The organism is Streptomyces pseudovenezuelae (assembly GCF_001513955.1).
Classification (GTDB): domain Bacteria; phylum Actinomycetota; class Actinomycetes; order Streptomycetales; family Streptomycetaceae; genus Streptomyces; species Streptomyces pseudovenezuelae.
In genome coordinates this window covers 861016-879689 of record NZ_KQ948149.1, presented here as the reverse complement: position 1 = coordinate 879689, position 18674 = coordinate 861016, and the positions used below count along the sequence as shown (strand labels likewise).

Annotated in this window: 14 protein-coding genes and 1 pseudogene; 4 read left to right on the top strand and 11 right to left on the bottom strand. The window is 71.0% G+C overall.

What is annotated here, in order from left to right; translation table 11 throughout:
* Window positions 1-222: 222 nt before the first annotated feature.
* Both AQI94_RS28080 and AQI94_RS28075 read left to right on the top strand, forming a co-directional pair.
* The gene (locus AQI94_RS28080; protein ID WP_031053234.1) at window positions 223-1614 is read left to right on the top strand and encodes an OFA family MFS transporter; all 1392 of its coding nucleotides are present in this window, start codon (window positions 223-225) and stop codon (window positions 1612-1614) included.
* A 1-nt stretch (window position 1615) separates the two neighbouring features.
* A complete protein-coding gene (locus tag AQI94_RS28075) occupies window positions 1616-3031 on the top strand; it encodes an OFA family MFS transporter (protein WP_031053227.1) in 1416 nt (471 codons plus the stop codon).
* A 95-nt stretch (window positions 3032-3126) separates the two neighbouring features.
* Here AQI94_RS28075 and AQI94_RS28070 read toward each other — a convergent pair whose 3' ends face one another.
* Window positions 3127-3801: a GntR family transcriptional regulator gene (locus AQI94_RS28070; protein WP_107119435.1), complete on the bottom strand. Its 675-nt coding sequence runs from the start codon at window positions 3799-3801 to the stop codon at window positions 3127-3129.
* Window positions 3802-4052: 251 nt separating this feature from the next.
* On the opposite strand from AQI94_RS28070, the gene AQI94_RS28065 reads away from it, so the two are divergent.
* Together AQI94_RS28065 and AQI94_RS46720 are read left to right on the top strand one after the other, a co-directional pair.
* Window positions 4053-5024: a 2-dehydropantoate 2-reductase gene (locus tag AQI94_RS28065; protein WP_031053137.1), complete on the top strand. Its 972-nt coding sequence runs from the start codon at window positions 4053-4055 to the stop codon at window positions 5022-5024.
* A gap of 338 nt (window positions 5025-5362) precedes the next feature.
* Window positions 5363-5848, top strand: a pseudogene (locus AQI94_RS46720) (molybdopterin dinucleotide binding domain-containing protein); the annotation flags it as partial.
* Between the two features lie 145 nt (window positions 5849-5993).
* Here the strand turns inward: AQI94_RS46720 and AQI94_RS28055 are convergent.
* The 10 genes from AQI94_RS28055 to AQI94_RS28010 form a co-directional block, all read right to left on the bottom strand.
* Window positions 5994-7040: a sugar phosphate isomerase/epimerase family protein gene (locus AQI94_RS28055; RefSeq protein ID WP_062229989.1), complete on the bottom strand. Its 1047-nt coding sequence runs from the start codon at window positions 7038-7040 to the stop codon at window positions 5994-5996.
* Between the two features lie 60 nt (window positions 7041-7100).
* Complete coding sequence (locus tag AQI94_RS28050) at window positions 7101-8498, bottom strand: nucleotide pyrophosphatase/phosphodiesterase family protein (protein WP_031052317.1); 1398 nt, start codon at window positions 8496-8498, stop codon at window positions 7101-7103.
* Complete coding sequence (gene eboE, locus AQI94_RS28045) at window positions 8495-9664, bottom strand: metabolite traffic protein EboE (protein ID WP_031052320.1); 1170 nt, start codon at window positions 9662-9664, stop codon at window positions 8495-8497. Before eboE ends, AQI94_RS28050 begins: the two co-directional genes overlap by 4 nt.
* Before the next feature lie 3 nt (window positions 9665-9667).
* Window positions 9668-10516: a TatD family hydrolase gene (locus AQI94_RS28040; RefSeq protein ID WP_031052323.1), complete on the bottom strand. Its 849-nt coding sequence runs from the start codon at window positions 10514-10516 to the stop codon at window positions 9668-9670.
* A complete protein-coding gene (locus tag AQI94_RS28035; protein WP_031052326.1) occupies window positions 10516-11250 on the bottom strand; it encodes an EboA domain-containing protein in 735 nt (244 codons plus the stop codon). The genes AQI94_RS28040 and AQI94_RS28035 overlap by 1 nt, the downstream gene beginning before the upstream one ends.
* The gene (locus AQI94_RS28030; RefSeq protein ID WP_062229988.1) at window positions 11247-12254 is read right to left on the bottom strand and encodes a sugar phosphate isomerase/epimerase family protein; all 1008 of its coding nucleotides are present in this window, start codon (window positions 12252-12254) and stop codon (window positions 11247-11249) included. The genes AQI94_RS28035 and AQI94_RS28030 overlap by 4 nt, the downstream gene beginning before the upstream one ends.
* A gap of 163 nt (window positions 12255-12417) precedes the next feature.
* Complete coding sequence (locus AQI94_RS28025; protein ID WP_031058524.1) at window positions 12418-13608, bottom strand: inositol-3-phosphate synthase; 1191 nt, start codon at window positions 13606-13608, stop codon at window positions 12418-12420.
* Between the two features lie 96 nt (window positions 13609-13704).
* Window positions 13705-15048: a ThuA domain-containing protein gene (locus tag AQI94_RS28020; protein WP_031058525.1), complete on the bottom strand. Its 1344-nt coding sequence runs from the start codon at window positions 15046-15048 to the stop codon at window positions 13705-13707.
* Window positions 15049-15062: 14 nt separating this feature from the next.
* Entirely contained in the window at window positions 15063-17573 is a 2511-nt protein-coding gene (locus AQI94_RS28015; protein ID WP_031058527.1) for a PQQ-dependent sugar dehydrogenase, read from the bottom strand.
* Between the two features lie 85 nt (window positions 17574-17658).
* Complete coding sequence (locus tag AQI94_RS28010) at window positions 17659-18663, bottom strand: sugar phosphate isomerase/epimerase family protein (RefSeq protein WP_031058530.1); 1005 nt, start codon at window positions 18661-18663, stop codon at window positions 17659-17661.
* Between the last annotated feature and the right edge of the window lie 11 nt (window positions 18664-18674).

Sequence of the window (18674 nt, the reverse complement as noted above, 5' to 3'; positions counted from 1 at the left end):
TCTCGGTGACGAGGAGTTGCGGCTCCTCAGGTCGGGCGGGGTGATCTGACGTGGTGAACCGGAACCACGTTCCCGGGCCCTGGGGCGGTGGTCCATGACGTGAAAGAGCGCGGGGACCGGCGGCGGTGCGCGTCGGCGGACCCCGGGATCCGTGCGCGCACGAAAGGAATTTGGACAGGGGGCGCTGGCCAGATCTTTCGACGCAAGGAGTGCTTGAAGACTATGACAGCCATCGACTACTCGTCGTCCGCCACCTTCAGGGAGGTGACGGACCGCAACGGCCGCGTGTACCGGATCGGCGAGACCGACCGGCACATCATGGGACGGCCACGATGGACCATGGTGCTCTTCCCGTGGATGGGCATGCTGGGCATCAGTTCCTCGGAGTACGCGTTCACGTCGGCCGAGGACACTCTGCACGAGGCGCATCTGTGGAGCAGTGGGCACATCTTCTGGCTGATGGGCGTCTGGGTGTTCTTCCAGGCGGCCGTGGCCTTCCCGGCCGGGCAGCTCAGGGAGAGCGGGAAACTCCCGGCCCGCTACGCGATGATGCTCGGCGCGCTGGGCACCGTCCTCGGCTACGTCTCGCTGGCGTTCGCACCGAACGTGATCGTCGCCTATCTGGGCTTCGGTGTGTGCAGCGGTATCGGCGCCGGTCTTGTGTACGCGACCTGCGTGAACATGGTCGGCAAGTGGTTCCCGGAGCGCAAGGGCGGCAAGACCGGCATGGTCAACGGCGGTTTCGCCTACGGCTCGGTGCCCTTCGTCTTCCTGTTCACGTCGTACATGGACCTGAGCAACTACAAGGGCGTGCTGGTGACGGTGGGCCTGGTCTGCTGCTCGGTGGTGGCGTTCGCGGGCTGGTTCTTCAAGGACCCGCCGAAGAACTGGTGGCCGCCGCACGTCGACCCGCTGAAGATGACCGACGACCCGAAGATCCGGCGGGCGCTGGAGAAGAACCCGCCGGCCGTCAAGCAGTACACCCCGGGGGAGGCCGCGCGCACGCCCGTCCTGTGGATGATGTGGTTCTGCCTGCTGTGCACGGCCGGCATCAACATCTTCGGCATCGCCTTCCAGGTGCCGTTCGGCAAGGACATGGGCTTCGCGGGCGGGATCGTGGCCACGGCGATGTCGCTGAAAGCGATCGTCAACGGCACCGGGCGCGGGGTGATCGGCTGGATCTCGGACAAGTTCGGCCGCCGCAACACCCTGATCATCGTGTGTCTGGTGCTGGGCACCGCCCAGTTCGGTGTGCTGGTCTCCGGCCAGATGGGCAGCATGCCGTTCTTCCTCTTCTGCTCCATGGTCTCCGGCTTCGGCGGCGGCGCGATCTTCCCGCTGTTCGCCGCGATGACGGCCGACTACTTCGGTGAGAACAACAACGCCTCCAACTACGGCATGGTCTACAGCTCGAAGCTCATCTCGGGGCTCGTCGGCTCCGGTGTCGGCTCGATCGTGGTCGGCGCCTGGGACTACCAGGGCGCGTTCGTGCTGGCCGGCTCCATCGGCCTGGCGTCCGCGGTCCTCGCGCTGTTCCTGAAGGCGCCCGGCAGGCCCCAGACCAGCCGTCGGACCGTCCCCAACCCGCAACCGCTCGGCGAGGAAATGGCCTGACATGACGGCAGATCCGTACGCAGCACGCAGCGAGACCGACAAGAGCGCACACTCCACCGCCGCATCACGTCCCTACCGAGAAGTCACCGACGCGGGCGGCCGCGTCTACCGCATCGGCGAGACCGACCGGGACATCCTCGGCCACTCGCGCAAGATCATGGTGTACCTGCCCTGGATGACCATGATGGCCATCAGCGTCTTCGAGTACGCGTACGGCTCGGCCGAGGACACCCTGTCCCACGCCCACGGCTGGACGCAGAGCAACACCTTCTGGATCCTCAGTGTCTGGGTCTTCTTCCAGGCCGGCATCGCCTTCCCGGCGGGCTGGCTGCGGGAGAAGGGCATCCTGACCGCCCGCAAGGCGATGTACCTCGGCTCGGGCATGTGTCTGGTCGGATTCCTCGCCCTGTCGCATCTGGGCAACGTCTGGCTGGCGATCCTGGGATTCGGCGTCATAGGGGGAATCGGCGCCGGGCTGGTCTACGCGACCTGCATCAACATGGTCGGCAAATGGTTCCCCGAACGCCGGGGAGCCAGGACCGGGTTCGTCAACGGCGGCTTCGCGTACGGATCACTGCCCTTCATCTTCATCTTCAACTACGGCTTCGACACGGCGAACTACCACCGTGTCCTGGACCTCATCGGCTGCTACATCCTGATCGTGGTCGTAGGGTGCGCGTTCTTCTTCAAGGACCCGCCGAAGAACTGGTGGCCCGCGGACATCGACCCGCTCACCCACGGCGGCAGCGGGAAGGGGGCCGTCGCCCTGGCCAAGAACCCTCCGGCGGTACGGCAGTTCACGCCGAAGGAGGCCGTCAGGACCGGCATGCTCCCCCTCATGTGGATCGCCCTCGTCATGACCGCGGGCGTGTCGATCTTCGGGATCTCCTTCCAGGTCGACTACGCCAAGGAGGTGGGCTTCGGCCCCCTGGTCGCGGCCTCCTCGATGGGGGTAATGGCCGTCATCAACGGGATCGGGCGCGGCGTGGTGGGCTGGCTGTCCGACAAGTGGGGCCGCAAGTCCACGCTGGTGTTCGTGATCGTCGTGCTGGGCCTCGCGCAGTTCGGGGTGATCTGGGCGGGCGACATCCGGAGCGAGTCGCTCTTCCTGGTCTTCGCGTTCCTGTCCGGGTTCGGCGGCGGTGCGTTCTACCCGTTGTTCGCGGCGCTCACCCCGGACTACTTCGGGGAGAACTACAACGCCTCCAACTACGGGCTGGTGTACAGCGGCAAGCTGATCAGCGGCCTGTTCGGCGGCGGCCTCGGCTCCATGGTCGTCGCGGCGTGGGGCTACGACGGCGCGTACGCCCTGGCCGGCGTCACCTCGATGCTGGCGGCGGCGATCACCCTGCTGCTGCGGCAGCCGGGGCGGCCGCGGAGCGGAGCGCCCTCGCCACAGCCACAAGCCGCGGCCTGAGCACGGCCGTTCGGACCAGCGGGCGGCCCTTCCCCACGACGTCGGGGAAGGGCCGCCCGAGGGGCGAGCGCCCCTGAGCTGGTCCGCTTCCTGGGCTACTTCTCGCGGTCGTGGTACATCTTCCGCGTGTGTTCCGTGTGGTGCCGCATGATCGCGGTGGCGCGCTGCTCGTCCCGGTCGGCGATCGCGGCGATCAGCTCACGGTGCTCGGTCCAGGACTGCCGGCCGCGCTGCCGGGCGACCGGCGTGTAGTACCAGCGCACCCGGCGGTCCACCTGGCCGGCCAGCTCGGCGAGGACCGCGTTGCCCGCCAACTCCATGACCTTGGCGTGGAGTCGGGCGTTCAGGGCGACGGCGGCGTCCACGTCGTCGGCGGCGACCGCGCTCTCGCCCTGCGCGCACAGTTCCTCCAGGGCGGCGATTCCGGCGCTGCCCGCATTGGCCGCCGCGAGCCGGGCAGCCTCGGCCTCCAACAGCGTACGCACGGTGAGGAGTTGATCCGCCTCCTCGTCCGTCGGTTCGTGCACGAACGCACCCTGGGCCGGACGCAGATCCACCCACCCCTCGGTGTTCAACCGCTGCAGAGCCTCCCGCACCGGCTGCCGGGACACCCCCAGATGGCCCGCCAGCTCGCTCTCCACCAGATGCTGACCCGGTTGCAGGGCACGGGTCGTGATGAGTTCGAGCAGCGCGCCGTAGACACGGTCGCGCAGTGGACCGGGACGCTCAAGCCTGGGCACCGTCCCGTACGGCAGTCCTGTCGTCGGCAACATCGCGGTCCCTCCTGTACAGCGCCGTCGCTGCAGCTGAGAGCCAAGTATGAATTGGTTTTCGCCTACAGTCTACGGCGCACAAACCCCGCCGACGCGGACCCTACCGGGGCGTAGCAGCAGCTCATGGGCCCTGGTGAGGTCGGAACCCGTCAGAACCCTTGCTGAGCACTCTCCCCATCCTGTAGACAATATCCAGTCGACAAAGTCGGCAGTTCCTCGGTCACCCTCACCGAACGGAGCTTCCACCCATGAAAGTCGCAGTCCTCGGCGCCGGAGCCATCGGTGCCTACGTCGGCGCGGCACTCCACCGCGCCGGTGCCGACGTCCATCTCATCGCCCGCGGTCCGCATCTGGCGGCCATGCGGGAGCACGGTGTCCGAGTCCTCAGCCCGCGCGGTGACTTCACCGCCCGCGCCCACGCCACCGACGACCCGGCCGAGGTCGGCCCGGTCGACTATGTCTTCCTCGGTCTGAAGGCCAACTCGTACGCGGCGTGCGGGCCGCTCATCGAGCCCCTCCTCACCGACACCACCGCGGTCGTCGCGGCGCAGAACGGCATCCCCTGGTGGTACTTCCACCGGCACGGCGGCCCGCACGACGGCCACCGCATCGAGAGTGTGGACCCGGGCGGCGCGGTCAGTGCGGTGCTCGCTCCCTCCCGGGCCATCGGGTGCGTCGTCTACGCGGCGACCGAGCTCGAAGGGCCAGGTGTCGTACGGCACCTGGAAGGCACCCGGTTCTCGATCGGGGAGCCCGATCGCAGCCTCTCACCCCGGTGTCAGGCCTTCAGCGAGGCCATGCAGGCCGGCGGGCTCAAGTGCCCGGTCGAGCCGAACCTGCGGGACGACATCTGGCTCAAGCTGCTGGGCAACATCTCCTTCAATCCCATCAGCGCGCTGGCCCGTGCCACCATGCGCCAGATGTGCCTGCACGGCGGCACCCGCAAGGTCATCGAGACGATGATGGCGGAGACTCTCGCGGTGGCCGAGGCCCTCGGCTGCTCCGTCGGTGTCTCGATCGAACGCCGTCTCGCCGGCGCCGAGCGCGTCGGCGACCACCGCACCTCCACGCTCCAGGACCTGGAGCGCGGCAAGCCACTGGAACTGGACGTCCTGCTCACAGCCGTCATCGAGCTGGCGGAGATCACCGGGGTGGACGTGCCCACGCTCCGCACCGTCCACGCCCTCTCCGACCTCCTCGCGCTCCGGTCCGCGGCATGACGGAACCGGGCATCCGCGCCGTCGGGCCGTCACCTCGGATCCGGCCGAACGCCGGCACCGGGGTCGCGCTGGTCCATGCGATCGGCCGGGAGATCATCCGGGCGGGGCTGGCCGACCGGGCGTCCATCGAGCGCTCGACCTCCGGGTTCGAGGAGTACCGGCAGCTCGTCGAGCCGTGGACCGTGTCGCTCGCGGTGAAGGTGACGGGCGTACCGGCCGCTGTCGTACGGGAGTTGGCGCACACCTACGCGCGCGGCGAGCCGTTGCGAGCCGCCGTCGGCACCGGGCACGAGGAGGCCCGCGCGCTGACCGACCTGTCGCTGCTCACCGGCCGCGGCCCCGACGACCGAGCCGGGCGGACGCCTTTCCATCTGGTCCGGCACTCCCCTCCCGTCGACCTGACGGACGAGGAGTACCCGGTCCGGCTGACCAAGGGACGCCGCCCGGACTCGCACAACACCCGTCTCCGGACGGGCGGTTCGGCGTCTTCGGTGCGACGGACCGAGTGTGTCGAGCTGAGTCCGGAGGACGCCGAGCGCTACGGCGTGGTGGTGGGCGAAGAGGTCCGGGTCATCACCCGGCGGGGCTCGACGACGGCTCCGGTGTGGGTGGATCCGGCGCTGCGGCCCGGTCTGGCGTTCATGACCGGCCGTCCGCCGGACGGAACGGACGTCGACCGGCGTACGCAGGGGTCCGGTTGTCCGATCGCGGGGACCGTGGAGTTCCAGGCTGCCGCGATCCGGATCGAGAAGGTGCCCGTCGAGAAGACGCGGACACCGGAACCGGCCTCACCCCTGTCGGCTGCCTCGGCGGCCTCTCCATGAACGTGTACGCGGGCGAGGACCGCATCACCCCGGCGGCCCTCGCGGTCGCCCGGGGCTGACGGTCCTCCCCGCTGCACGACGGCGGGACCCCGAAGGGCGGGGAGCGCCCCCTGCGCCCTCGGGGTCCCGCCTCAGTCGTGTGCGGTCAGCACTTCTCCCGCAGCGAGTGCAGGTAGGCGCTGGAGCGGCGGGCGAAGGTGAACGACTCGGCGGGCTGGTCGTGCTCGGCCTGCCAGTGGTGGGCCAGACGCTCGCCCCGCAGCCGGGTCACGGCGGAGATGAACTTCTGGTAGTCGATGTCGCCGTCGCCGACGTCGGTCATGCGGTAGCCGTAGGTGTTGGCGGGGTCGCTCACACCGTCCTTCACATGGAAGAGCGGGTAGCGGTGGGGCTGCCTGAGGACGTAGTTCAGGGGTTCGAACGGGGCGGGGGTGCCGTCGGGCCGCTTGGAGAAACGGAACTGCCCCGAGTAGGCCCAGAAGATGTCCATCTCCAGGAACACCAGGTCGGGGTCGGTCTCCCTGAGCAGCACGTCGTAGAGACGGACCTTGGGGTTGTCGGTGGCGAAGGAGAACTCCTCCGAGTGGTTGTGCTGGTAGAACTTCATGCCGCGTGCCTTCGCCGCGGCTCCGTAGGTGTTGAACTCCTCGGCGGCGCGCTTCCACGCGTCGACGGTCGAGCCGTAGCGGAACGGTCCCGAGGCGGTGCCGATGTGCTTGAGGCCGAGGGCCTGGGCGTCGTCGAGGACCTTGGTGAGGTTCTGGGCGAAGGTGTAGGCGTTCGGGTCGTCCGCGTAGTAGCCGACGTGGCTGCCGATCGGGTTCAGACCGTGGTCGCGGGCCAGGCGCTTGAGCTGGGCGAGGGTGATCGGTCCGGCCGAGCCCTGGGTGTAGCCGGCGAACTCGACCTCGTCGTAGCCGTACTTCTCCAGTTCGGCGAAGACGGGGGCGAAGCCGAGTGTGGAGACCTTGTCGCGGAGGCTGTAGAGCTGGATGCCGAGGCGGCCGGGGGGCAGGACGGGGCGGCCGCGGCCGTGCCCGGTGGTGCCGGTCGCGGCCTCGGGGGCGGCGCCGGCCGGGGAGGCCGCGGCGCCCAGCACTGCGGCGGCGGTGGCGCCCGCGGCCACGCCGAGCATGCCTCGTCTGGTGAGGCGGTGGGTGAGTTCGGGGTCGGGCTGGGAGATGCGGCTCATGCCTGGGACTCCTCGGTGTCGGAGGGCGTTGTCAGTGGTGGGTGCTTCACTGGGGACCAGTCAGGAAAGACCGGCCAGTCGGAGCAGGAGTGACTTCACGTCGGTGGCCGCGACGCGGTCGCCGACGGCGCGGGGGGTGGAGCAGATGAGGAGCGGACCGTCGTCGTCGCTCTCGGGGAGGCGGCCGTGGCTGCCGCGAACAGGTGACGGGTCGAGGGGCACGACCGCCATGCGGTAGCGCAGGCCGAGTTTCTTGCGGGCCAGTGCGGTGGCCGCCTTGACCTTGACGTAGGGGTCGAGCGGGTCCGTGAAGAGTTCGACCGGGTCGTAGCCGGGTTTGCGGTGGATCTCGACCAGCTGCGCGAAATCGGGCGCGCGGTCGTCGTCGAGCCAGTAGTAGTACGTGAACCAGGCGTCCGGCTCCGCCACGGCGACGAGTTCGCCGGAGCGCGGATGGTCGAGGTGGTGGGCCTTCTTGCCCTCGTCGTCGAGGAGTTGGCCGATGCCGGGCAGACCGTCGAGTGCGGCGCGGGTGGCGTCGAGGTCCTCGGGGCGGCGCACGTAGACGTGGGCGATCTGGTGGTCGGCGACCGCGAAGGCACGGGAGGCCATCGGGTCCAGGTACTCCATGCCGTCCTGTGTGTGCACTTCGAGGAGTCCGGCGCGGCGCAGGGCGCGGTTGATGTCGACCGGCCGGTCGGCGCGGGTGATCCCGTACTCGGAGAGCGCGACGACGGTACGGCCTTCCGCGCGGGCGTCGTCCAGGAGCGGGACCAGCGCCCTGTCCAGGTCGGCGGCGGCTTTCAGGGAGCGTGGGTCGTCGGGGCCGAAGCGTTGCAGGTCGTAGTCGAGGTGAGGGAGGTAGCAGAGGGTCAGGTCGGGGTGGCGGGTGCCCATGATGTGGCGGGTCGCGTCGATGATCCACCGGCTGGAGACGAGGTCCGCGCCGGGGCCCCAGAAGTGGAAGAGGGGGAAGGTGCCGAGCTTGTCGGTGAGTTCGTCGTGCAGGGCCGGAGGGCGGGTGTAGCAGTCGGGTTCCTTGCGGCCGTCGGCGTAGTAGACGGGACGGGGGGTGACGGTGAAGTCGGTGTCGGCGCCCATGGCGTACCACCAGCAGATGTTGGCGACCGTGTAGCCGGGGTGGGCGCGGCGGGCGGCGTCCCACAGCTTGTCGCCGGCGACCAGACCGTTGTGCTGGCGCCACAGGAGTACGTCGCCGAGCTCGCGGAAGTACCAGCCGTTGCCGACGATGCCGTGCTCCGACGGGTGGGTGCCGGTGAGGAAGGTGGACTGGGCGGCGCAGGTGACGGCGGGCAGGACGGTGCCGAGCGGGGCGTGGGACCCGGACTGGGCGAGGGACTTGAGGTGGGGCATGTGGTCGAGGAGACGGGGGGTGAGGCCGACCACGTCGAGGACGAGGAGAGGGGTCGGTCCCGCCTCCGGGGGCTGGTGGCTCATGGCAGCTCCTTCAGGCCGAGGTCCGTCAGCAGGTCGCGCGCGAGGGTGAGTTCGGCGGCGATGCCGTCGGCGAGCTGGGTGCGGCCGCGGGGGCGCAGTTCGGGTGGGAGGGCCTGCCAGGTGTAGGTCTCGACCTCCAGGTGGCGGGTGAGCGGGTGCGGGCCGCCGACGAGCCGGGTGAGGGCGGACTTGAGTACGGGGAGCGTGGAGGTGAGGGGTGCGGCGGGGGCCGCGTGCAGCGGGACGTGGAAGTGGGCGCGCCAGGGTGCCCCGTCGGGCAGGGCGTCGCCGGCGAGGGCCGCGCCGAGGTCGTCGGTGCCGCGCAGGCCCGCTGCGGTGGACGTGCGGGTCTGGTGCAGGAAGCGGGGTTCGTCGAAGGCGGCGAGTGCCTCGCGCACTTCGGGCAGGTGGGGGTGCTCGGCGTGCAGGGCGGCGGACAGCTGGGACTTGACGACGGGGACGCGGGCGGCGGTGAGCGCGTCCAGGGCGGTGTGCGGGTCTTCGAAGGAGGTGGCGAGGTGGCAGGTGTCGACGCAGATGCCGATGCGGTGGTGGGCGATCGCGGCCAGCGGGGCGACGGCGTCACCGGTGGTCTCGACGACGCAGCCGGGTTCGGGTTCGAGGCCGACGCGGATGGAGCGGCCGGTCAGCTCCTGGAGGGCGTCGAGGCGTTCGGCGAGGGTGAGCAGGGCGGTGCGGGCCTTGTCGGCGCTCCCGTCGTCGTAGGCGGTGCGCCAGGCGAGCGGCAGGGTGGAGACGGTGCCCTCGGTGACGTCGTCGGGCAGGATTCCGGTGAGGACGCGGGCCAGGGCGGTGGTGTGGTCGAGGCGTTCGGGGTCGGCCCAGTCCGGCTTGTAGACGCGGTACTTGACCTCCTCGGCGCCGAAGCCCTCGTAGGGGAATCCGTTGAGGGTGACGACTTCGAGGCCGCGGCGGTCGAGTTCGCAGCGCAGGTCGCGCAGCGCGGAGGGGTCGCTGACCAGGGCGTGGGCGGCGTCGCGGGCGAGCCACAGGCCGATGCCGAGGCGGTCGCGGCCGAGGCGGCGGCGGACGGGTTCGCAGTGGTCGCGGAGCTGGGCGAGGACGCCGTCGAGGGTCTCGGCGGGGTGGACGTTGGTGCAGTAGGCGAGGTGGACGGTGGTGCCGTCGGGGTGGCGGAAGCGCATGGCTCACGCCCCGCCGCGGAGGATGGAGTTGCCCTCGTGGGTGGCTTCGGTGGCCGCGATGTCGAGGTCGAGCCGGCCGCTGAGTCCGTAGAAGGCGACGGGGTTGCGCCACAGGACGCGGTCCACGTCGTCCTCGCCGAAGCCCTCGGCGAGCATCAGGTCGCCGACCTTGCGGGTCTTGAGGGGGTCGCTGCGGCCCCAGTCGGCGGCGGAGTTCACCAGGACCTGTTCGGGGCCGTACGTGCGCAGGATCGCCACCATGCGCTCCTCGTCCATCTTGGTGTCGGGATAGACGGAGAAGCCGAGCCAGCAGCCGCTGTCCTTGGCCTCCTTGACGGTGGTCTCGTTGAGGTGGTCGACCAGGACCCGGTCGGTGGGCAGGGCGGATTCGCGGACCACGTCGAGGGTGCGGCGCAGGCCCGCGAGCTTGTCGCGGTGCGGGGTGTGGACGAGCGCGGGCAGCTGGTGGTCGGCGGCGAGCTGGAGCTGGGCGGCGAGGGCGGTGTCCTCGGCGGGGGTCATGGAGTCGTAGCCGATCTCGCCGACGGCGACGACCTGGTCCTTGACGAGATACCGGGGCAGTTCGTCCAGGACGGGGAGGCAGCGCGGGTCGTTGGCCTCCTTCGGGTTCAGGGCGAGCGTGCAGTGGTGGGCGATGCCGTACTGGGCGGCGCGGAAGGGCTCCCAGCCCAGCAGGGAGTCGAAGTAGTCGAGGAAGGAGGCGGGGGAGGTCCGGGGCTGGCCCAGCCAGAAGGCGGGTTCGACCACGGCGCGCACACCGGCGGCGTGCATGGCCTGGTAGTCGTCGGTGGTCCGTGACGTCATGTGGATGTGGGGGTCGAAGATGCGCATCAGGACTCCTTGCCGTGGGGGCCCTCCGCGCCGTTCGGGCCGTGGTCGGCGGCCGGCGCGGGTGGGGTGGCGGTGGGGTCGGTCAGGGTCAGGACGCGGTGCAGGTCCTCGGGCACCGGACGGCCCGCGGCGGTGCGTTCGGCGGCGTAGTCGCCGAGCATCCGGGCGAGTTCGCGGTCCGCGTGGGCCCGCCGCTCCAGGTCGGCCACCTCGGTCACGGGCACGCCGGTGAACAGGCACTTCAGGACGGCGTGGCGCCAGTGGTGGGCGTCGAGGTGGCGGGCGGCGTAGGGGCCGACGGCGGCGGCCAGGAGGCGGGTGTCGTTGGTGCGCAGGGCGTCCTCGACGAGCGGGAGGGCCTGCGGTCCGGGCACGAGGTGGGGCAGGGCGTGCAGGACGGCGCGGCGTTCGGCGGCGGTGCCCTGGGCGTAGACCCGGGTCAGGGCGTCGGTGTCGGCGCGGGCCGCGTGCAGGATCAGGATGCGGGCGGCGTCGGCGTGTTCGGGGCCGCAGCGCCGTCCGGCCTCGGCGAGGCGCAGCTCCCACACGGAGATGGGGCCGTGGGCGCCGGGGTGGGCGGCGGCCTCGTCGAGTGCCTGGTCGAGCCAGCCGCGGGCGGCTTCGCCGAGGCGGTCGGCGAGGTGGGCGTGCAGGTCGTGCGGCGGGGTTCGGGCGAGGGTGGTGCCCTGGGTGTCCGCCGCGGGGGTTGCCTGGTGGGCAGGAAGGTGGGTCATGGAGTGCTTCCTTGTGAGAGCGCCACTGCCTGACGGAGGAACGGGAGGGAGTGCTCGGCGAAGTGGGGGCCCGCGTGGGAGTGGCGGGGCAGTTCGACGACCGTCAGGCCCCGGTAGCCGGTGTCGGCCAGCGCGGCGAGGACCGGCGGGAAGTCGATGTCGCCGTCGCCGAAGGGGAGGTGTTCGTGGACGCCTCGACGCATGTCCTCGATCTGGACGTGCCGCAGCCAGGGGCCGGCGGCGCGTACGCAGTCGGCGGGCGGCAGGGGTTCGAGGCACTGGCAGTGGCCGATGTCGAGGGTCAGGCCGAGGGCCGGCGGGTCGCCGAGGGTGGTGCGGAGGTGGTGGAAGTCGGCGAGGGTGGCGAGGAGGTGGCCCGGTTCGGGCTCGACGGCGAGGGGGACGCCTGCGGCGGTGGCGGTGTCCAGGACGGGGGTGAGGGTCTCGGCCAGACGTTTCCACGCGGTGTCCGGGTCGGTGCCCGTCGGGGTGATGCCACTGAAGCAGTGCACGGCGTGCGCGCCGAGGTCGGCGGCGACCTGGACGGCCCGGAGCAGCAGGCCGGCCCGGCGGGCGCGGTCGTCCGGGTCGGGGTCGAGCAGCGAGGGGCCGTGCTTGCGGCGCGCGTCGAGCACATAGCGGGCGCCCGTCTCCACGGTCACCGTCAGTCCGAGCGCGTCCAGTCGGCGGGCGAGGCGGCGGGTGCGGGCGGCCAGGTCGGGGGCGAGGGGGTCCAGGTGCATGTGGTCGAGGGTCAGACCGACACCGTCGTACCCGAGGTCGGCGAGCAGGGTCAGGGCGTCGTCCAGGCGGAGGTCCGCGAGGCCGTTTGTGCCGTAGCCGAAGCGGAGCGGGGTGGCGCCGGGTTCCGGAGCGGACCTGGGGCGTGCGCGGGGGGCTGCCGTGTCGCCGGGATCGCGAAGGGGCCGAGGTGTGCCGGTCGGGTCGGTCGGGGCGCTGTCCGGGTCCGGGACGGGCCGGTGTGGGGAGAGGGGGTCGGTCATGTGACGCTCACCCTTCTCGCGAAGCGTCCGGCCAGGGGCGCGAGGGCGGTGCTAGGCAGAGCTGTCGCGGTCGCGCTCCCGGTGTCCGTGCGGGCGGCGCTCAGCGGTGTCGTCGGCCCACCCGCGCCCTCGGGCAGGCGACCCATCGCTGCCCTGCCCGCCCTCACTGCTGCTCCCCCGTGCCGCCGCGGTGGGCCGGGGTCCCGCTGCGGCCGCCTCCCGGGCCGCCCTCGGCCGGCTGTGCCCGGAGCCGTCGCGCGAACCCCAGCAGCTCCGTGTACTGCTCCCCCAGTCCCGAAGGTCCCGGTCCGACCGGGTCCTTGAAGTAGAAGCCCAGTTCGCCGAGCGGGCCGGACAGGCCGCGCTCGTGTGCGCGGGCGGTCAGGCGGGCCAGGTCGAGGACGAGGGGGGCGGCAAGCGCGGAGTCGCAGCCCTGCCAGGTGGTCTGGAGGATCATGCGGGTGCCGAGGAAACCGTCGAAGGCGATGTGGTCCCAGGCGGTCTTCCAGTCGCCAAGGGCGGGGACGTCGTCGATGTGGACCTCGCCCTCGGGGGTGCCGGCGAGGGTGTCGGCCAGGACACGTTCCTTGCCGGCGTTCTTCGCCGCGGCGGCCGCCGGGTCGGCGAGGGAGGCTCCGTCGCCGCCGCCCAGGAGGTTGGTGCCGGACCAGGACCGGACCGTCAGGGCGCGTTGGGTGAACATCGGGCCCAGGACGGACCGGAGCAGGGTCTGGCCGGTCTTGCCGTCGCGGCCCGCGTGGGGCAGGCCGGAGCTCTCGGCCGGTCCGGCGAGGGCGGGGTGGTGCAGGCCCGTGGAGGGCGTGAAGTTCACGTACGGGCACCCTGCGCGCAGGGCCGCCGCCGCGTAGAGGGAGCTCGGCGGCAGGGCCTCGCCAGTGGGGGCGGGTTCGGTGGAGGCCACGTTCACCACCACCGCGCGGGCCAGCCGGCCGCGTCGTACGAAGGACCGGATGTCCGCGGCGAAGGCGGCGATCAGGTCCTCCTCGGTCCTGGTGTCGCCGGGGAGGGGGCCGCCGGGCCTGATCTCCCGTTCGGCGGCGGTGAGTTCGGCGCTCACCGCGGCGGGCAGGCCGTGCGGCAGGACGCCGCCCGCCGCCAGGGCCTCGGCTCGTTTGGGCAGGGGGCAGTCCACCGTGTCGTGGCCGCCGAAGACAAGGGCGGACAGGGCGGGCAGGCCACTCCCGGCGAAGGGCGGGGTCTCGGTGACCAGACCCGTCGGCGGGTGCAGACCCGCGGTCATGGCGGCGCAGCCCGCGACGACCGTCGTCGCGACGGAACCTCGGGCCCCGATCAGCCAGACGCCGACACGCGGTACGGAATCGGACGCGGACATGGGCAGCCTCCTTGTCGAACGCGTCGTGTGCGAACCCCGGAAGTGCGGGGAGAAAAGACGGCGGGCGGGGGTCCGGCGTCCCCCGCCCGCCGCCGCTCAGCCGCCCTTGACGGGCAGTTCCTTGATCCGGATGTCGCGGAACGACACCCGGTCGTCGGCTCCGTGGTTCTGGATGCCGACATGTCCGTCACGCAGGCTCCGGGCCGGATCGGTGTTGGTGAAATCGTTGATCTTCACACCGTTGAGCCAGACGCGCAGGCGCTCCCCCTCCACCCGGATCTCGTACGTGTTCCACTCCCCCGGCGGATTCAGCGCACGGTCGCGCTTCCTCAGGTCGGCGGAGCGGAATCCGTAGACGGACCCTGTCGTCTTCTCGGGTACGTCGGTGGCGTCGATCTGGATCTCGTAGCCGTTGTCCACGGCGGACCAGGGGTCGTCCGAGGGCGGGAAGCCCACGAACACGCCGGAGTTGTCGTCCCCGGCGGCGCCCGCCATCCTCCAGTCGAGCTTGAGGGAGTACGACCCGAGGTCCTGGCCGGCGTACCAGAGCATCCCCATGCCGCCGGACGAGGTGAGCGTGCCGTCGTCGGAGCGGATGAAGGAGCCCGGGCCCGCCTGTCGCCAGTCGGCCAGCGACTCGGCGGTGCCGTCGAAGAGGGGCCGGTAGCCGTTCTCCGGCCGGCAGTCGGCCTGTGCGTCGCCGGTCGCGTACCGGATCGCGCCCAGCAGGTGGCCGCGGAAGGCGGGGTCGGCGTACGACTCCTTGGTGTGGCCGAGGCCGGTGTAGAAGGCCCGGCCGCCCTGGTAGTCCTGGCACCAGGCGATCGGGTGGTCGCCGTTCATCGTGCCGCCGGTGTACGACGACTCGTCGAGGGCGGCCAGGACGTGGACCTGTTCCCTGGGATCGGAACGGTAGTTGTACCACTCGTCGGTGCGGTTCCACGTCGGTGACAGCTCCGACGTGGACGGGTGGGCCCGGTCCTCGACCACCACCGTGGCCGGCTGGATCGCCGGGTGCGACTGGAACCAGGCGCCGACGAGGCCGCCGTAGAACGCCCAGTCGTACTCGGTGTCGGCGGCCGCGTGGATGCCGACGTATCCGCCGCCCTGCCGGATGTAGCCCTCGAACGCCCGTTGTTGGGTGGGGTCGAGGACGTCGCCGGTGGTGGAGAGGAACACGACCGCGTCGTACCGGCGCAGGTTTTTCGGGGTGAACGCGTTCGCGTCCTCGGTGGCGTCGACCGTGAAGCCGCCGGTCTCACCGAGCTGCTTCACCGCGGCGACACCGTCGGGAATCGAGTCGTGCCGGAAGCCGGCCGTCTTGGAGAAGACCAGCACCCGTTCGGTGTCGGCGGAGTGCGACACGGCGGGTTGCGAGACGCAGCCGAGGAGCAGTGCGGCTCCCACAACTGCCGCCGTCCATCGTCCGGTTGTGTTCATGCGTGCCCCTCCTCTCAGCCGGTCGTGAAGGTGAAGTCGTCCACGTCGAACAGGGCGCCGGTGCCGCTCCCCTTGAAGACCAGGTAGAGCGTGGTGGTGCCCGTGGGTGCTTTGGACAGGTTGGCGGTGACGTCCTGGAAGGTCTCCCAGCCGCCGGTCACCGGCACGGTCGCCTTGCCGAGCAGGGTGCCGGTCGCGGACCCCGCGCGGATCTCCAGCGTGCCGCCGGTGCCGCCCGAGGACACGCGCGCGGTGACCGACTTGGCGTTGCTCAGGACGTACGGCTTGAAGGAGATCCAGTCACCGTTGTTGATGTCGCCGACCGTGTTGCCGCCGTGTGCCGTGTCCTTGGCGATGACGGAGACGCCGGAGCCGGTGCCGAAGTGCTCGGCCTGGCGGTGCCTGGGCTGCAGGACGCTCTGGTCGTGGGTGGTCAGCGGGGCCTGGCCGCCGCCGCCGTTGTCGGTGTACTCGGCGTCCATCACGCCGAAGATGTTGGCGTCCTCGTCGTGGCCGCCGTCGGCGCTGGTCTGGAGGGTGCCGGTGCAGCCGTCGGCGGAGGTGACGGGGTGGCCGTGGCTGTCGTGGCCGAGGACGAAGGTGACCTTGACCTTGGCGCAGTCGATGGGCCGGCCGTCCTCGGGGTCGCTCACCCGCACCTTGAACGGGATCGCGTCACCGAAGCTGAACAGCTGGCCGTCCTGCGGGAGTTCGAGCGTCACCTTGGGTGCGGTGTTGCCGACGACGATCTGGACGCTGGCGCTGCCGGTGCGGCCGCTCGGGTCCTTCGCGGTCAGGGTCGCGGTGTAGGTGCCGTTCTTCTTGTACGTGTGTGCCGGGTTCGCCGCCGTGGACGTGCCGCCGTCGCCGAAGTCCCAGCTGTAGGTGAGGGCGTCACCGTCCTGGTCGCTGGTGCCCTCGGAGGAGAACCGCACCCGCAGCGGTGCCTGTCCGGACGTGCGGTCGGCCGCCGCCTGGGCGACCGGGGAGTGGCCGTCGGTGGCGTTCTCGATGCGGTACAGGGCGGAGTTCTCGTCGCCGCCGAACCAGGAGACGCCGTAGTCGAGGACGTACAGCGCGCCGTCGGGGCCGAAGGCCATGTCCATCACCTGGGTGCCGGTCCAGGGAATGTCGTTGATCGACTGGACGGTGCCGTTGTCGTCGCTGGTGATGCGCTTGATCCAGCGGCGGCCGAACTCCCCGGCGAAGAAGTCGCCGTCGTAGGCCTCGGGGAACTTCACCGGCGAGTCGAGTGAGGCGTCGTAGTGGTAGACCGGGCCGCCCATCGGCGACTCGGAGCCGGTGCCGAACTCGGGGACCGATCCGCCGTCGTAGGGGATCCAGGCGGCCTGCGCCGGGGGAAGGTCGGTGAGGCCGGTGTTGTGCGGGGAGTTGTTCTTCGGCGCGGCGCAGTCGAAGGACGCGCCGGAGGTGCCGGTGGCGAAGTCGTAGTCCACATAGGCGTCGTTGTCGCCCGTGCAGTACGGCCAGCCGAAGTTGCCGGGGCCGGTCACGCGCGCGAACTCGACCTGTCCGGCGGGGCCTCGGGCCGGGTCGGCGGCACCGGCGTCGGGGCCGTAGTCACCGACGTAGACGATGCCCGTCGCCTTGTCGACGCTGAAGCGGAACGGGTTGCGGAAGCCCATGGCGTAGATCTCGGGCCGGGTCTTGTCCGTGCCGGGCGCGAAGAGGTTGCCGTCCGGGATGGCGTACGAGCCGTCGGCGTTGACCTTGATGCGGAGGATCTTGCCGCGCAGGTCGTTGGTGTTGCCGGCGCTGCGCTGGGCGTCGAAGGCCGGGTTGCGGTTCGCGCGTTCGTCGATGGGGGTGAACCCGTCGGACTGGAAGGGGTTGGAGTCGTCGCCCGTCGACAGGTAGAGGTTGCCGGCCGCGTCGAAGTCGATGTCGCCGCCGACGTGGCAGCAGATGCCGCGGGTGGCCGGAATGTCGATGATCTTCGTCTCGCTGGCGGCGTCGAGGGTGCCGTCGGTGTTCAGGACGAACCGGGAGAGCCGGTTGACGCCGTCGAAGGGGGCGAAGTCGGCCGCGGTGCCGGTCTCGGGGGCGTCGCCCGCCGGGGTGTTCAACGGGGGTGCGTAGTACAGGTAGATGAAGCGGTTGGTGGTGAACTGCGGGTCGACGCCGACGCCTTGGAGGCCCTCTTCGTCGTGGGAGTAGACGTCGAGTTTTCCGGCGAGGCGGGTGGTGCCGGCCGCGTCGGTGATGCGCAGTTCGCCGTCGCGGGAGGTGTGCAGGACCGAGCGGTCCGGGAGGACGGCGAGCGACATGGGCTCGCCGACCTCGGGTTCGCCCTTGGCGAGGGTGACCTGCTGGAAATCCTCGGCGGCGGCCGCGGTGGCGGTTCCCTCGCCGGCGACGGCTGCGCCGGCCTGGGGAGCGGTGAGGGAGAGGGAGGCGCCGGCCAGCAGGAGGCCGGTGAGCAGGGCCGCCGCCCTGCGCCAGGGGGCGCGTCGTCTGTGGGTCTCGATTCTGTCGGTCGGGGTGGTGCGGTCTTTCCCGTGCACGGATGCCTCCAGAAAGGGGCCGGTCGTACGGGTGAGTGCGGGTAACGCCGGGATGCGCCGTCATCCCGGAACTGGCGGGTGCGGCTTACTCGTTGCCGCCGAACGCCGCGTCGAAGGAGGCCGACGGGGGCTCGAAGTCGTATGCCTTGAGTCGGTTCAGTGCCTCGGGCGCGCCCTGGAGCCGGTCCATGCCGGCGTCCTCCCACTCGACCGAGATCGGGCCCTCGTAGTCGATGGATCGCAGCATGCGGAAGACGTCCTCCCAGGGGACGTCACCGTGGCCCGCGGAGACGAAGTCCCAGCCGCGACGCGGGTCGCCCCAGGGCAGATGGGAGCCGAGGCGGCCGTTGCGGCCGTCGAGGCGCTTGCGGGCTTCCTTGCAGTCGACGTGGTAGATCCGGTCGCGGAAGTCCCACAGGAAGCCGACCGGGTCGAGGTCCTGCCACACGAAGTGGGAGGGGTCGAAGTTAAGTCCGAAGGCCGCCCGGCCGCCGACCGCCTCCACCGCGCGCTGTGTGGTCCAGTAGTCGTAGGCGATCTCGCTCGGGTGGACCTCGTGCGCGAACCGCACGCCCTCCGTGTCGAAGACGTCGAGGATGGGGTTCCAGCGCTCGGCGAAGTCCTCGTAGCCGCGGTCGATCATCGACTCGGGGGCGGGCGGGAACATGGCGACCAGGTGCCAGATGGCGGAGCCGGTGAAGCCGATGACGGTGTCGACGCCGAAGGCGCGGGCGGCCCGTGCGGTGTCCTTCATCCGGTCGGCGGCCCGCTGCCGGACGCCCTCCGGGTCGCCGTCGGCCCACACCTCGCCGGGCAGGATGGCCCGGTGGCGTTCGTCGATGATGGCGTCGCAGACGGCCTGGCCGACCAGGTGGTTGGAGATCGCCCAGCACTTGAGGCCGTACTTGTCGAGCAGGGCGCGCCGGGAGTCCGGATAGGACGGGTCGGCCAGCGCCTTGTCGACCTCGAAGTGGTCGCCCCAGCAGGCGAGTTCGAGTCCGTCGTAGCCGAAGTCGCGGGCGAGTCGGCAGACCTCTTCGAGGGGGAGGTCGGCCCACTGGCCGGTGAAGAGCGTGAACTGACGCGGCATCTTTTCGGAGC

What these genes read in the sequence shown, in the direction of transcription:
- AQI94_RS28080 (WP_031053234.1), top strand. Translation starts at nt 223, where the DNA reads ATGACAGCCATCGACTACTCGTCGTCCGCCACCTTCAGGGAGGTGACG.
- AQI94_RS28075 (WP_031053227.1), top strand. Translation starts at nt 1,616, where the DNA reads ATGACGGCAGATCCGTACGCAGCACGCAGCGAGACCGACAAGAGCGCA.
- AQI94_RS28065 (WP_031053137.1), top strand. Translation starts at nt 4,053, where the DNA reads ATGAAAGTCGCAGTCCTCGGCGCCGGAGCCATCGGTGCCTACGTCGGC.
- AQI94_RS28055 (WP_062229989.1), bottom strand. Translation starts at nt 7,040, where the DNA reads ATGAGCCGCATCTCCCAGCCCGACCCCGAACTCACCCACCGCCTCACC.
- AQI94_RS28050 (WP_031052317.1), bottom strand. Translation starts at nt 8,498, where the DNA reads ATGAGCCACCAGCCCCCGGAGGCGGGACCGACCCCTCTCCTCGTCCTC.
- eboE (WP_031052320.1), bottom strand. Translation starts at nt 9,664, where the DNA reads ATGCGCTTCCGCCACCCCGACGGCACCACCGTCCACCTCGCCTACTGC.
- AQI94_RS28040 (WP_031052323.1), bottom strand. Translation starts at nt 10,516, where the DNA reads ATGCGCATCTTCGACCCCCACATCCACATGACGTCACGGACCACCGAC.
- AQI94_RS28035 (WP_031052326.1), bottom strand. Translation starts at nt 11,250, where the DNA reads ATGACCCACCTTCCTGCCCACCAGGCAACCCCCGCGGCGGACACCCAG.
- AQI94_RS28030 (WP_062229988.1), bottom strand. Translation starts at nt 12,254, where the DNA reads ATGACCGACCCCCTCTCCCCACACCGGCCCGTCCCGGACCCGGACAGC.
- AQI94_RS28025 (WP_031058524.1), bottom strand. Translation starts at nt 13,608, where the DNA reads ATGTCCGCGTCCGATTCCGTACCGCGTGTCGGCGTCTGGCTGATCGGG.
- AQI94_RS28020 (WP_031058525.1), bottom strand. Translation starts at nt 15,048, where the DNA reads ATGAACACAACCGGACGATGGACGGCGGCAGTTGTGGGAGCCGCACTG.
- AQI94_RS28010 (WP_031058530.1), bottom strand. Translation starts at nt 18,663, where the DNA reads ATGCCGCGTCAGTTCACGCTCTTCACCGGCCAGTGGGCCGACCTCCCC.